Annotated in this window: 7 protein-coding genes; all 7 read left to right on the top strand. The window is 75.6% G+C overall.

The annotated features are described in order from the left end of the window. Positions 1-90 precede the first annotated feature (90 nt). The 7 genes from ACWDBB_RS01015 to ACWDBB_RS00985 all read left to right on the top strand — a co-directional run bounded on the left by ACWDBB_RS01015 (position 91) and on the right by ACWDBB_RS00985 (position 14,412). Complete coding sequence (locus ACWDBB_RS01015; RefSeq protein ID WP_449787596.1) at positions 91-4,782, top strand: amino acid adenylation domain-containing protein; 4,692 nt, start codon at positions 91-93, stop codon at positions 4,780-4,782. A 32-nt stretch (positions 4,783-4,814) separates the two neighbouring features. Continuing rightward, positions 4,815-9,278, top strand: coding sequence for an amino acid adenylation domain-containing protein (locus ACWDBB_RS01010; protein WP_449787595.1), 4,464 nt, complete (start codon positions 4,815-4,817; stop codon positions 9,276-9,278). Positions 9,279-9,287: 9 nt separating this feature from the next. Continuing rightward, the gene (locus ACWDBB_RS01005; RefSeq protein WP_449787594.1) at positions 9,288-11,120 is read left to right on the top strand and encodes a non-ribosomal peptide synthetase; all 1,833 of its coding nucleotides are present in this window, start codon (positions 9,288-9,290) and stop codon (positions 11,118-11,120) included. Further along, positions 11,117-11,896: a thioesterase II family protein gene (locus ACWDBB_RS01000; RefSeq protein WP_449787593.1), complete on the top strand. Its 780-nt coding sequence runs from the start codon at positions 11,117-11,119 to the stop codon at positions 11,894-11,896. Before ACWDBB_RS01005 ends, ACWDBB_RS01000 begins: the two co-directional genes overlap by 4 nt. Beyond that, positions 11,896-13,080: a cytochrome P450 gene (locus ACWDBB_RS00995; RefSeq protein WP_449787592.1), complete on the top strand. Its 1,185-nt coding sequence runs from the start codon at positions 11,896-11,898 to the stop codon at positions 13,078-13,080. Before ACWDBB_RS01000 ends, ACWDBB_RS00995 begins: the two co-directional genes overlap by 1 nt. A gap of 115 nt (positions 13,081-13,195) precedes the next feature. Next, positions 13,196-13,408 carry an MbtH family protein gene (locus ACWDBB_RS00990; RefSeq protein WP_380451513.1) on the top strand — a complete coding sequence of 71 codons (213 nt, stop codon included), beginning with the start codon at positions 13,196-13,198 and terminating at the stop codon, positions 13,406-13,408. An 8-nt stretch (positions 13,409-13,416) separates the two neighbouring features. Further along, positions 13,417-14,412: a TauD/TfdA family dioxygenase gene (locus ACWDBB_RS00985; protein WP_449787591.1), complete on the top strand. Its 996-nt coding sequence runs from the start codon at positions 13,417-13,419 to the stop codon at positions 14,410-14,412. Positions 14,413-14,438 lie beyond the last annotated feature (26 nt).

The following is a 14,438-nucleotide window of genomic DNA, read 5'->3' as shown; positions in this document are numbered from 1 at the left end:
TCGCTTTCGTCGCCGATTTCTCTCACGATCTGGGGTTGGATGATGTCCTCGCGCGGTTTTCCCGTCGAATTCCCGGCAACCGAATTCCCGGTGCCCGGACTCGCGCCGTCCGGTTTCGCGCCGTTCGCCGCCGCCGTCGCCCGCTTCCCGGAGCGGCCGGCCGTCCGGGCCGCCGGCCGGAGCATCAGCTACCGGGAGCTGGACGGCCTGACCGCCGCCCTCGCCGCCCGGATCGCCCCCGGGCGGACGGTCGCCGTCACCGGACGAGACCGGCTGGACCACGTGGTCGCGCTGCTGGCGGTGCTGCGGGCGGGTGCCACCTACCTGCCGCTGGACCGGGAGGCCCCCGAGGAGCGCAACCGGTGGATCACCGAGGACGCCGGGGCCTGCCTCGCCCTCGACGGCGAGGAGCTCACCGAGCTCGGCACGGGCCCGGGCGGGAACACGGGCGCCGGCTACGTCATCTACACCTCGGGCACCACCGGCCGCCCCAAGGGCGTGCACGTCCCGCTCGCCGCGCTCACCGGCCACCTGGCCGGCATCGTCGGGGCCTTCGGCCTGACCGAGCGGGACGTGGTGCTGCAGTTCGCCCGCCCGACCGTGGACGTGGCCGTGGAGCAGGTGCTCGGCGCGCTGTCCGCCGGGGCCTGCCTGGTCCTGCCGGAGCGGCGACTCCTCGCCCCGGCCGCGCTGCTGGACCTGCTGGACGACGAGGGCGTCACCGTCGCCAACCTGGCCGCGGGCTACTTCCAGGACGTGGTGGCGGCCCTCGGCGGCCGGGTGCCGCGCACCCTGCGGCTGATGGTCTCCGGCAGCGACAAGCTGGAGCCCGCCACCGCCGCCGCCTGGTGGTCGGCCACCGGAGTGCCGCTGCTGAACGCGTACGGCCCGACCGAGACCGTGGTCACCGCCACCACCCACCGGCTGGACGGCGATCGGGCGGGGCAGGAGCAGCCGGCCGCCCGGGTGCCGATCGGCACCGCGGTCGGCGCGCGCCGGCTCCACGTCCTGGACGAGCGGCTGCGCCCGGTGGAGCCCGGCGGGACCGGTGAACTGTACGTCGGCGGGCCGCTGTTGGCTTCCGGCTACCTCGGCCGCCCCGGCCTCACCGCCGGCCGCTTCGTCGCCGACCCGTTCGCGCCGGCGGACGGCGCCCCCGGCGCCCGGATGTACCGCACCGGAGACCTGGTGCGCCGCACCGTCGAGGACGGCCCGCTGGAGTTCCTCGGCCGCAGCGACCACCAGGTGAAGATCCGCGGCTTCCGGGTCGAGCCCGGCGAGATCGAGCAGGTGCTGGCCGGCCACCCCGGCGTGACCGGCTGCGTGGTGGTCGCCCACGAGGGCCGGCTGGCCGCGTACGTCACCGGCGCCGCGCCGGGGTACGCCGAGGCCCGGGCCTGGCTGGCCGAGCGGCTGCCCGAGCACATGGTCCCGGCGACGGTCACCGCGCTGGAGGCCTTCCCGCTGACGGCCGGCGGCAAGGTGGACCGCGCGGCGCTGCCCGAGCCGCAGGCCGCGCCGCAGGGCAAGCCGGCCGGCCGCCCGCCGCGCACGCCCGCCGAGCAGCTGATCGCCGCGGTCTGGGCGGACGTGCTCGGGGTGCCGGAGGTCGGCGCCGACGACAACTTCTTCCACCTGGGCGGCGATTCGCTGACCGCCGTCCGGGTGGTGGGCCGGGTCTTCGACGTCTTCGGCATGGTGTCGCCGTACACCATCTTCGACGCGCCGACGCTGGCCGAGTTCGCCGCCGCGGTGACCTCCGCGTCCGGCGGCGAGCGCCCGGCGCTGACCAGGAGCGGCGCCACCGAGGCCCCGCTGTCCAAGTTCCAGCGCGGCCTGTGGTTCCTCGACCAGTGGAACCCGGATGCGCCGACCTACGTGGTGCCCTGGGTGTTCCGCTTCTCCGGCCCGGTCGACCCCGAGCTGCTGCGGCGGGCGCTGGCCGGCGTGGTCGAGCGGCACGAGAGCCTGCGGACGACCTTCGAGCTCGCCGAGGACGGTCCGCGCCAGGTCGTCCACCCGTCCGTGGAGCTGCCGTTCACGCTCACCGAGACCACCGCCGAGCAGGTGGACGCGCTCGTCGCCGAGGCCGCCCTGGAGCCCTTCGACCTGGAGCGGGGGCCGCTGCTGCGGGCCCGGGTGTTCCGGGCCGACGGGGCGACCACGCTGCTGCTGGCCCTCCACCACATCGTCTGGGACGAGGGCTCGCTGGCGGTGCTGGAGACCGAACTCCAGGAACTGTACGCCGCGTTGGCCGAGGGCCGCCCGGCCCGGCTGCCGGAGCTCGCCGTCCAGTACGGCGACTACGCCGCCTGGCAGTACCGGGACGACACCGTCGAGGGGCAACTCGACTACTGGCGCGAGCAGTTGCTCGACGCGCCGACCGCCGACGCGCTGGCGCCGGACCACCCCCGCCCCGAGGAGCAGGCCTTCCGCGGCGCCTTCCACCGCTTCGCGATGCCGGGCCCGGTCGCCGAGGCCGTCCGGGCGCTCGCCCGCAGCGAGGACGCCACCCCGTTCATGGTGCTGCTGGCCGGACTGGCGCTCACCCTGCACCGCCGCTCCGGGCAGCGCGACCTGGTGCTCGGCTCCCCGGTGAACGTCCGCGGCCGGGCCGAACTCGACGGACTGATCGGCTACTTCGTCAACCTGCTGCCGCTGCGGCTGAAGCTGGAGGAGGGCGTCTCCTTCCGCGAGCTGGTCCGGCACGTGCGCGAGGTGTCGATCGGCGGCTACCGGCACCAGGAGGTGCCCTTCGACGACATCGCGAACGCCGTGCTCGACGAGCGCCCCGAGGACCGCAACCCGCTCTGCCAGGTGCTGCTGGAGCTGCACCCGCTGGACCCGAGGCCGTTCACGGTCGGCGGGCACGAGGTCACCCGGGCCCTGCACTCCAACCCGGTCTCCCGCTTCGACCTGTCCGTCTCGGTGGACGACCTCGGCACCGGCTTCACCGGCCGCTTCGAGTACGACAGCGACCTCTTCGAGCCCGCCACCATGGCCGGACTGTGCGAGGAGTGGCTGGGCACCCTGGCCGCCGCCGTCGAGGTGCCGGTGCACGCCCTGTTCGAGGCGAGGGCCGCCCGGAGCCCGGAGGCCGTCGCCCTGATCTCCAACGAACGGACCGTGAGCTACGGCGAGTTGAACGCCGCCGCGAACCGGCTCGCCCGCCACCTGGCGGGCCTCGGCACCGGCCGCGGCGACACCGTCGCGGTGCTGGCCGAGCGCGGTCCCGAGATGGTCGTCGCCCTGCTGGCGGCCCTCAAGACCGGCGCCGCCTACACCCTGCTCGACCCGGACTTCCCGGCCGAGCGGCTGGCCGGCGCCGTCGCCGACACCGGCGCCGCGACGGTGGTCACCCACCGGCGGACCACCGTGCCCCTCCCCGTCGATCGCCTCGTCGACCTGGACGCCTCGGCCGCCGAGCTGGCCCGCCACGCGGCGCACGACCTCGGCCTGCCGGTCGACGGCGGCGACCTCGCCTGCGTGATGTTCACCTCCGGCTCCACCGGCCGCCCCAAGGGCGCCGCCGTCCCGCACCGCGCCCTCACCACCACCTACCTCGGCCAGGACTACGCCCGCTTCGGCCCGGACGAGGTCTGGCTGCAGTGCTCCCCGGTCTCCTGGGACGCCTTCGCCCTGGAGCTGTACGGCGCGCTCTGCTTCGGCGGCGCCTGCGTCCTGCAGCCCGGCCAGCGGCCGGACCCGCAGACCATCGCCGAGCTGACCCGCCGCCACGGTGTCACCCAACTCCAGCTCTCCGCAAGCCTGTTCAACTTCCTACTGGAGGACTTCCCGGAGACCTACGACGGTCTGAAGCTCGCCATCACCGCCGGTGAGCGGGCCTCCGTCACCCACGTCGCCAAGGCCCTGGAGGCCTACCCTGAGCTGGCGGTCGCCAACGGCTACGGCCCGGTCGAGAGCCTCGGCCTGACCACCTGCCACCGGGTCGGCCCCGAGGACGTCACCGGCGGCTCCGTCCCGATCGGCGTCGCCCTCAACGGCAAGGGCGTCCTCGTCCTGGACGAGCGGCTGAGCCCCGTCGAGCCCGGCGTGACCGGCGAGCTGTACGCCACCGGCGCCGGCCTCGCCTACGGGTACCTCGGCCGGCCCGGGCTGACCGCCGAGCGCTTCGTGGCCTCCCCGTACGGCGCCCCCGGCGAGCGCCTCTACCGCACCGGAGACCTCGGCTACGTCAACGCCGAGGGCCTGCTGGAGGTCACCGGCCGGATCGACGACCAGATCAAGATCCGGGGCTTCCGGGTCGAGCCCGGCGAGGTCGAGGACGCGCTCACCCGCCACCCGGCCGTCCGGGAGGCCGCCGTCGCCGTCCACGAGCCCGCCCCGGGCGACCGCCGGCTCGCCGCCTACGTCACCGTCGGCCCGGACGCCCCCGAGCCGGACGCCCTGCTCGACCACCTGGCCGCCCTGCTGCCCGAGCACATGGTGCCCGCGACGCTGGACGTCCTGGCCGCCCTGCCGCTCAACCACAACGGCAAGGTGGACCGCAAGGCGCTGCCCGCCCCCGCCGGACGCCGCGCCACCGCCGCCGCCGACCCGATGACCGAGGCCGAACGGCTGGTCGCCGACGCGATGCGCGAGGTGCTCGACCTCGCCGAGGTCGGCCGCGAGGACAACTTCTTCCGGATCGGCGGCAACTCGCTGGCCGCCGTCCGGGTCGCGATGCGGTTGTCCCGGGAGACCGGCAGCCGCGTCCCCCCGCAACTGGTGTTCCGGGCCCGGACCGTGAGCGCCATCGCCGAACGGCTGGCCGCCCGGTGACGGCCCGCACCGCACACGAAGGGAACGAGGCCGTGAGCCCGTCCGACCACCCGGCGCGCACCGCGCCCGCCTCGGGGCTGCAGCGCGGCCTCTGGTTCCTCGACCGCCTCGACCCGAGCGCCGTCACCTACTGCACCCCCTGGACCCTCGACGTCACCGGCCCGCTCGACCTCGCGCTCCTCCAGGGAGCGCTGGACGCCGTGACGGCCCGCCACGAGACGCTGCGCACCAGCTTCGCGCTGCACCCCGACGGCCCCCGCCAGCAGGTGCACCACGGCCTCACCGTGCCGCTCGCGGTGACCGACCTGCGCCCGCTGAGCGGCTCCGGCCAGGCGCGGCGCCTGGAGGAGCTGCTCGCCGCCCGCTGCGCCGAGCCCTTCGACCTGGCCGCCGGACCGCTGCTGCGCGCCGAGGCGTTCCGCCTCGCGGACGAGCGCACCACGGTGCTGTTCACCGTCCACCACATCGTCTGGGACGGCTGGTCCGCCGAGGTCTTCGAGCGCGAGCTCGCCGAGCTGTACGGCGCGGCGGTGCGCGGCCGGGAGGCCGAACTGCCGGAGCTGACGGTGCAGTACGCCGACTACGCGCGGGAGCAGCTCGGCACCTCGTACGAGGAGCACCTGACCTACTGGAAGGAGCGGCTGGACGGCGCCCCCGCCCTGCTGGAGCTGCCCGCCGACCGGCCCCGGCCCGCCGAGCGCGGTGCGGCCGGCCGCACCGAGGGGTTCGGCCTCGCCCCCGGCACCGCGGGCCGGGTCCGCGCCCTGGCCGAGGCGCAGGGCGTCACCCCGTTCACCGTCCAGCTGGCCGCCTTCGCCCTGCTGCTGAACCGCTGGACCGGCGCCGAGGACCTCGTCGTCGGCACCCCGGTCACCACCCGCGACCGCCCCGAACTGGAGCACCTGCTCGGCTACTTCGTCAACCTGCTGCCGCTGCGCCTGCGGCTCGCGCCCGCGATGGGCTTCCGGGACCTGCTGGAGCACGTCCAGGACGTCGCCTTCGAGGCGTACGGCTACCTCGACCTGCCCTTCGACCGGATCGTCGACCTGCTCGGCGGCGCCCGCAGCGCCCAGCACCCGCCGCTGGTCCAGGTGGTGTTCGGCGCCCACGGCGAGGACCGCACCCCGCTGGCGCTCGGCCCGGCGGCCACCGCGCAGAGCCGGGTGCGTTCCAACGGCACCAGCAAGTTCGACCTCACCTGGTCGGTCTTCGACGCCGGGGAAGCCGGCGGCGAGCTGCGCGGCGAGGCCGAGTACCGCAGCGACCTGTTCGACGCCGGGACGGTCCGCCGCCTCGCCGCCGAGTACGACACCCTGCTCACCGCCGCCCTGGACGACCCCGACGCCACCGTGCTGCGGCTGACCACCCGGGCGGCCGGCGCCGGCGCCGACGCGACGGCGGCCACCGACACCCCCGGCCACTGCCTGCACCACCTGTTCGAGCGGGCCGCCGACGCCCACCCGGACCGGCCCGCCGTCAGCGACCCCGACCGCACCCTGAGCTACGCCGAACTGGACCGCCGGGCCAACCGCCTCGCCCACGCCCTGCGCGCCCGCGGCGCCGGCCCCGGCGACCGGATCGGCATGCTGCTGGAGCGCACCGCCGACGTCCTGGTCACCGTCCTCGGCGTGCTCAAGACCGGCGCCGCCTACGTGCCCGTCGACCTCGCCGCCCCCGCCGACCGCGCCGCGCTGGTCTTCGGCGACACCGGCGTCACCCTGGTCGTCACCGACCGCCCGGACCGGGTGCCCGAGGGCCCCTGGCGGGCCTACGACCTGACGGCCGAGGCCGCCGACCTGGCCGCCCGCCCCGAGGCCCGCCCGCCGGCCGCCGGACGCCCCGGCGACGTCGCCTACGTCATCTTCACCTCGGGCTCCACCGGCCGCCCCAAGGGCGTCGCCGTCGCCCACGAGCACGTCAGCCGGCTGATGGCGGACGGCGAGCGGCACTTCGGCTTCGGCCCGCAGGAGACCTGGACGCTGTTCCACAGCTACGCCTTCGACTGGACGGTCTGGGAGATGTGGGGCGCCCTGCTGCACGGCGCCCGCCTGGTCGTCGTCCCGTACGTGACCAGCCGCTCGCCGGAGGAGTTCGCCCAGCTGCTGGAGGAGGAGGCCGTCTCCTGCCTCTGCCTCACCCCCTCGGCGCTGCGCCAGCTGGAGCCGGTGCTTCGCCGCAGCCCGCGCGCCCTGCCCGCACTGAAGTGGATCATGCTCGGCGGGGAGGCGCTCGACCCGGCCGTCGTCCGGCGCTGGTTCGAACTCGACCCGCCGCCCCCGGCCCGGCTGTGCAACCTGTACGGCATCACCGAGACCACCGTCCACGTCACCACCCACGACCTGGCCGGCAGCGCCGGCTTCGAGCGCAGCCTGATCGGCGCCCCGATGCCGCACCTGAGCGCCCAGGTCCTGGACGACTGGCTGCGGCCGGTGCCGCCCGGCGCGGCCGGCGAGCTGTACATCGGCGGCGGCAGCCTCGCCCACGGCTACTGGGGCCGCCCCGGTCTCACCGCGGGCCGGTTCGTCGCCGACCCGTACGGCCCGCCCGGGGCCCGGCTCTACCGCACCGGCGACGTCGCCCGTCGGCTGCCCGGCGGCGGAATGGAGTACATCGGCCGCGCCGACTTCCAGGTCAAGCTGCGCGGCTTCCGGATCGAGCTCGGCGAGATCGAGAACGCGCTCGCCGCCCACCCGGACGTCGACGCCTGCGTCGTCACCGTGCACGAGGACCGCCTCGCCGCGTACGTCACCGGCCGCGAGCCCGCCGACGTCCGTGCCTTCCTCGGCCGCTCGCTGCCCCCGTACATGGTCCCGGCGAGCTACACGGTGCTGGAGTCGCTGCCGCTCACCGTCAACGGCAAGGTGGACCGCGCCGCCCTGCCCGCCCCCGGCCAGCGCAGCGCCGCCACCGGCGGGCGCCACGTCGAGCCGCGCACCCCGGAGGAGGAGGCCTTCGCCGCCGTCTGGACGGAGGTCCTCGGGGTGGACGGCATCGGCGTCCACGACGACTTCTTCCACCTCGGCGGGGACTCCATCCGCGCCGTCCAGCTGGCCGGCGCGCTGCACGAGCGCGGCTGGGGGCTCAGCCTGCGGGACGTCTTCAACGCCCCCACCGTGGCCGCCCTGCTGCCGCTGGCGAAGCCCGTCACCGAGGACCGGGACGCCCGCGAGCCCTTCGCCCTGATCTCCCCGGAGGACCGCGCCGACCTGCCGCCCGGCCTCGTCGACGCCTACCCGATGGTGTCCATGCAGCTCTCCATGGTCTTCCACATGGAGATCGCCGGCGGCACCGACAGCTACCACAACGTCAACTCCTACCGGATCGCCGGCGACCTCGACGAGCAGGCCTTCCGCCGCTCCGTCGCCGAGGCCATGGACCGCCACGCGGTGCTGCGCACCGGCCTGGACCTGTCCGGCTACGGCGAACCGCTGCAGCTCGTGCACGGCCGGCTGCCCGCCCCCGTCGAGTTCGCCGACCTGCGCGGCACGGCGGAGGCGGACCAGGACTCCGCGATCCGCGAGGTCTTCGACACCCACCGGTGGACGCCCTTCGACCTCGCCGCGCCGCCGCTGTTCCGGATCACCGTGCAGCGCCTCGCCGAGGACGCCTTCCAGCTCACCGTCTCCGAGCACCACGCGATCCTCGACGGCTGGAGCTTCACCTCACTGCTCACCGAGATCCTGGAGCGCCACAGCGCCCTCGCCGCCGACCCGCTCGGCGTGCCCGCCCCGCCGCCGCGCACCGCCTTCCGCGACTTCGTGGCCGTCGAACGGCAGGCCGCCGGGGACGAGCGCTCGCTCGGCTACTGGCGCGAGCGGCTGACCGGCGTCAGCGGCCAGCTGTTCCCCGGCAGCGAGGACGTCCACGAGGCGCCCCGCACCGTCGAACGGGTGCTGCCCGAGGCGCCCGGGCAGTTGCGCGACGTCGCCGACGCGCTCGGAGTGCCGGTCAAGTCGGTGGCGCTCGCCGCCCACCTGCACGCCCTCGCCGCCGTCACCGGACGTCGGCGCGTCACCACCGGCCTGGCCGTCAACGGCCGGCTGGAACGGCTCGGCGGCACCGAGGTGTACGGGCTGTTCCTCAACACCGTGCCACTCGGCTGCGAGCCCACCGACGACCTGCTCGCCCTGGTCCGCGAGGTCCACCGGGAGGAGCTGGACATGATGCCGCACCGCCGGGTGCCCTTCGCCCGGCTCGCCCGGCTGATGACCGACACCGCGCTGGACAGCCAGTTCGGCTACCTGCGCTTCCACGCCCTCGGCCGGCTCAGCTCGGCCCGCATCGTGGACGGCCGGATCGGCACCGAGCCGACCCTGCGCCACGAGCCCAACAGCTTCGCCTTCGGCGCCTCGGTGATCCAGGACCCGGTCACGCAGCGGGTGCTGCTCGCCGTGGACCACCAGCGCTCGCTGGTCGCCGACAGCACCGCCGAGCAGTTCATCGACACCTACGCCGCCGCCCTGCACACCATGGCCGCCGCCGCCCGAGAGTCCTGAGGAGCCGTCATGACCGACCTGCTGGACCGCCTGCGCGACACCGTCGCCGCCCACCCCGGTCGCACCGCCGTCCTCGCGGGCCCGGCCCGCCTGGACTTCGCCGAACTCGACCGCCGCACCGCCGCCCTGGCCCGCGCCCTGCGCGAGCGCGGCATCGGCCGCGGCGACCGGGTCGGCGTCCACCTCGCCCGCACCGCCGACCTGCCGGTCGCCCTGCTCGCCGTCTGGCGGGCCGGCGCCGCCTACGTCCCGCTCGACCCGGCCTACCCCGCCGAGCGGCTCGCCCTCATGGCCGCCGACGCCCGGCTCGCCGCCCTGATCAGCGCCGACGGCCTGCCCGCCGCCGAGGGAGTTCCCGCCGCCGAGGGCGTGCCTGTGCTGCGCCCGGACGCCGCCGCCGACGGGCCGGGGGTACCTCCCGGCCGCCGGGCTGGGGTGGGGGTACCTCCCGGCCGCCGGGCTGGGGGAGAACTGCCGGAGCACGCCCACCCGCTGGACCCGGCCTACGTCATCTTCACCTCCGGCTCCACCGGCCGCCCCAAGGGCGTCGAGGTGCCGCGCGGCGCCGTCGCCGCCCTGGTCGAGGCCCTGGAGGCCTCCGGCGCCTACCGGGCCGAGCCCGGCGTGGTCGGCTGGAACGCCAGCGTCTCCTTCGACGCCTCCGTGCAGCAGTGGGCCCGGATCTGCCGGGGCGACACCGTCCTGGTCATCGGCGAGGATCAGCGCGCCGACCCGGCCCTGCTCGCCGCCCTGCTCGCCGAGCACGCCGTCACCGACCTCGACCTGACCCCCTCGCACTGGGAGCTGCTGCGCGAGCCGCTCGCCGGCGCCCGGGTGCCGCGGCTGTTCATGGGCGGCGAGCCCGTCCCCGAGCGCACCTGGCGGGAGCTGGCCGACGGCGGCATCGACGCGCTCAACCTGTACGGGCCCACCGAGTGCACCGTCGACGCCGTCACCGCGCCGATCACCGGCCCCGGGCCGCACCTGGGCGAGCCGCTGCCCGGGGTGCGCCTGCACCTGCTGGACGAGAAGCTCACCCCCGTCCCCGACGGCGTCGTCGGCGAGCTGTACCTGGCCGGGCCCGGCCTCGCCCACGGCTACGTCGGTCGGCCCGGCCTGACGGCCGAGCGCTTCGTCGCCGACCCGACCGCCGCCGGCGAGCGGATGTACCGCACCGGCGACCAGGCCCGGCGCGGCGAGGGCGGCCGGCTGGAGTACGTCGGCCGGATGGACCGCCAGGTCAAGCTGCGCGGCTACCGGATCGAGCTCGGCGAGGTCGAGCACGCCCTGGCCCGGCTGACGGGCGTCCGGTCCGCCGCCGTCACCGTGTACGAGCCCGCCCCCGGGGACCGCCGGCTCGTCGGGTACGTCACCGGCGCCGTCACCGCCGCCGAACTGACCGAGCGGCTGCGGGCCACCGTCCCCGCCCACCTGGTGCCCTCGGCGATCACCGTGCTGGACGCCCTGCCGCTCACCCCGAACGGCAAGGTCGACCTGGCGGCGCTGCCCGTACCCGCCGCCGCCCCCGCCGCCGTCGAGGACGGCGCGCCGCAGGAGGACGCCGGACTGGCCGGGCAGGTCGCCGAGGTCTGGAGCACCGTGCTCGGCGTCGGCGGCGTCCGGCCCACCGACGACTTCTTCTCGCTCGGCGGCCACTCGATCGCCGCGCTGCGGGTCGTCCACCTGCTGCGCCGCCGGCTCGGCATCGAACTCCAGCTGCGCCACCTCCTCGACTCGGCCGACCTCGCCGCCTTCACCGCCACCGTCGAGCGCGCCGTCGCCGCCGGCACCGCCGCCCCCCGGCCCGCCCTGACCGCCCGCGCCCGGGCGGCCGGCGCATGACCACCGCACTGCGGGTGCGGCCCCGCGTCGAGGGGGACTGGCTGTTCGTCCCCGCCCCCCAACCGCACCGCCCGTACCGGCTGTTCTGCTTCCCGCACGCCGGGGGCGACGCCACCGCCTACACCCCGCTCGCCCGCGCCCTCGCCCCGGCCGCCGAGGTCTGGGCCCTGCGCCCGCCCGCCCGCGGCGGCCGGCTCGGCCACCCGATGCCCGCGAGCTTCGACCTGCTCGTCGACGCCGTCCTGGAGGCCCTCACCCCGCACCTGACCGGCCGGTTCGGCTTCTACGGGCAGAGCTTCGGCGCCCTGCTCGGCTACGAGGTCGCCCGGGCGCTGCCCGCCGAGCGCCGGCCCGAACTCGTCGTCGCCGCCTCCGCCTCGCCGCCCGCCGCCTGGGCCGGCGCCGACCGCCCGCAGTACACCGCCGACGACCTGCTGCGGCTCGCCGGGATGGGTGAACTCGTCGCGGGCGACGGCGACCTCAAGGAGCACGCGCTGCGCGGCATCCGCACCGACCTGGCCGTGGTCGACACCTACCGGCCCCGCCCGCACCCGCCGATCGGCTCCGCCCTGCACACCGTCGTCGGCGTCGAGGACCCGCTCCTCGCCGTCGGAGGGCTCGAAGGATGGGCCGTCCACACCCGCGGCGGCCACGGCCACCACGTCGTCCCCGGCGGCCACCTGCTCGCCACCGTCGACGGGCCCGGCCCGGTCGACCTGCTGACCTCCCTCATCGTGCGGCCCGGCGCCGCCCACCAGCCCACCACGGAGCACTGATGCCAACCACCACCGCGGTCGACCTCACCGACCCCGACCTGTGGGCCCGCCCCGACACCCCCGCGCTGGTCGCGGAGCTGCGCCGGGAGTCCGCCGTCCACCTCACCGACACCGTCGACGACGGGCCGGTCTGGTCGGTGCTCTCCTACCGGCACTCCGCCGAGGTGCTGCGCAACGCCGCCGTCTACAGCTCCGAACAGGGCTCGCTGCTCGGCGCCGGCGAGGGCAACGTGCCGGTCGGCTCCGGCCGGATGATGGCCCTCACCGACCCGCCCCGGCACCGCGAACTCCGGGCCCCCGCGAACCCGTTCTTCTCCCCGGGCGCCGTGCGCGGAGCCTCCCGGGGCATCGCCGACCTCGCCGCCTCGATCGTCGACCGGGCCGTCGAGCAGGGCGAGGTGGACCTCGTCGACGCCGTCTCCGCGCTGCCGCTGTCCGTCATGTGCGACCTGCTGGACGTCCCGGAGGCGGATCGCGACATGGTCGTGCGGGTCTGCGACGTCGCCTTCCTCGGCCGCACCCCCGAGGAGCGCAGGGCCGGCCACCAGCAGCTCATCCCGTACCTGCTGCACCAGGTGATGCTGCGCCGCAGCGACCCGCGCGACGACCTGATCAGCATGATGGCCACCTACCGGGTCGGTGGGAAGCTGCTGCCGATCGAGGACGTCGTCCTCAACCTGGACAACATCGTGGTCGGCGGCGTCCAGACCGTCCGCCACACCGCCGCCATGGGCCTGCACACGCTGGTCCGACACCCGGAGCTGTGGCGACGGTTGCAGCGCGGCGAGGTCGGCATGGACTCGGCCCTGGACGAACTGCTGCGCTGGACCTCCGTCGGCCTGCACACCCTGCGCACCGCGAGCCGGGACACCGAGCTCGACGGCCGCACCATCCGGCGCGGCGACCGGGTCGCGGTCTGGGTCTGGTCCGCCAACCGGGACCCGGAGGCCTTCGACCGGCCCGAGGAGATCCTGCTCGACCGCGCCCCCAACAAGCACCTCGCACTCGGCCTCGGCGCCCACTACTGCGTCGGCGCGCCGCTGGCCAAGGCCGAACTCGGCGGCCTGTTCACGGCGATGCTGGAGCGCGTCGCCGCCATCGAGCCGACCGGGCCGGTCACCCACAACCGCTCGATCATCAACTTCGGCCTGGACCGCTTCCCGGTCCGCCTCACCCCGCGCTGAGCCGGCGCCCACCCGGCCCCTGCGGCAGGGCCCCAACTGCCGCGTTCCTGCCGCGGCTCCTGCCCTTCCGCCGCGCGGCCCGCCCCTACCTTCGAAGCAACCCAAGGAGGACACCATGAGCAACCCGTTCGAGGACGACAACGCCGGCTACCTGGTGCTGGTCAACGACGAGAACCAGCACTCCCTGTGGCCGGTCTGGATCGACGTGCCGGCCGGCTGGACCACCGTCCACGGCGAGGACACCCGTCAGGGCTGCCTCGACCACATCGAGGCCAACTGGACCGACATCAGGCCCGCCAGCCTGGTCGCCGCCCTCGCCGACCGGTGACCGCCGCCATGCCGACCTGGGAACTGAACCCCGGCCGCCCGGCCCTCGCCCACGCGCCGCGGACCGCCGACATCGGCGAGGCCTGCGAGTGGCTGCGCGAGAACGAGAGCGCCCTCACCGAAGCCCTGCACCGGCACGGCACGATCTTCCTGCGGGGCCTGCCGGTCGCCGGCACCGAGGACGTCGCCGCCGTGCGCGACGTCCTCATCCCCGAGCGCACCCCGTACCGGGAGAAGGCCACCCCGCGCAGCGACTACGGCAACGGCGTCTTCTCCTCCACCGATCTGCCGCCGGCCCAGCCGATCCGGATGCACAACGAGAACAGCTACACCCTGACCTTCCCCGGCCGGCTGCTCTTCGCCTGCCTGACCGCCCCCGAGGAGGGCGGGGCCACCCCCACCGCCGACTGCCGCCGGGTGCTCGACCACCTGCCCGCGCACCTGGTCGAGCGGATGCGGACCTCCGGCTGGACCCTCACCCGCAACTACTCGGACTACGTCTCCCTCGGCTGGCGCACCGCCTTCGCCACCGAGGACCGCGCCGAGGTCGAGGCCTACTGCCGGGAGAACGGCATCACCTGGGAGTGGCCGGCGGACGGCAACCTGCGCACCACCCAGCTGCGCCCCGGCACCATCCACCACCCGGTGACCGGCGAGGAGGTCTGGTTCAACCACCTCGCGTTCTGGAACGAGTGGTCGCTCGACCCGGACATCCGCGAGGCGATGACCGACGAGTTCGGCCCGGACGGCCTGCCGTTCAACACCGGGTTCGGCGACGGCGAACCGCTGGAGCGCGCCGACGTCGACGCCCTCAACGAGGCGTACCACGCGGCGACCGTGCGCGAGCGCTGGCAGGTCGGCGACGTGATGCTGGTCGACAACGTGCTCTGCGCCCACGGCAGGGACCCGTACCGCGGCGCCCGCAGGATCGCCGTCTCGATGGGGCGTCCGCTGGACGTCCTGGACTGCCGGCCCAGCGTCCGGCCCACCCTGGCCGCCGTCTGAGGGCCCCGTCCCGCCCTGCCCGCGCG

The organism is Kitasatospora sp. NPDC001095, from assembly GCF_053598615.1.
Note: the sequence above shows the minus strand (reverse complement) of the source record. Positions and strands in the feature narration are given on the sequence as shown.

Excerpts from the sequence above, each read along its gene's own strand:
- ACWDBB_RS00995 (WP_449787592.1), top strand. The coding sequence starts at position 11,896 with ATGCCAACCACCACCGCGGTCGACCTCACCGACCCCGACCTGTGGGCC.
- ACWDBB_RS00990 (WP_380451513.1), top strand. The coding sequence starts at position 13,196 with ATGAGCAACCCGTTCGAGGACGACAACGCCGGCTACCTGGTGCTGGTC.
- ACWDBB_RS01005 (WP_449787594.1), top strand. The coding sequence starts at position 9,288 with ATGACCGACCTGCTGGACCGCCTGCGCGACACCGTCGCCGCCCACCCC.
- ACWDBB_RS00985 (WP_449787591.1), top strand. The coding sequence starts at position 13,417 with ATGCCGACCTGGGAACTGAACCCCGGCCGCCCGGCCCTCGCCCACGCG.
- ACWDBB_RS01000 (WP_449787593.1), top strand. The coding sequence starts at position 11,117 with ATGACCACCGCACTGCGGGTGCGGCCCCGCGTCGAGGGGGACTGGCTG.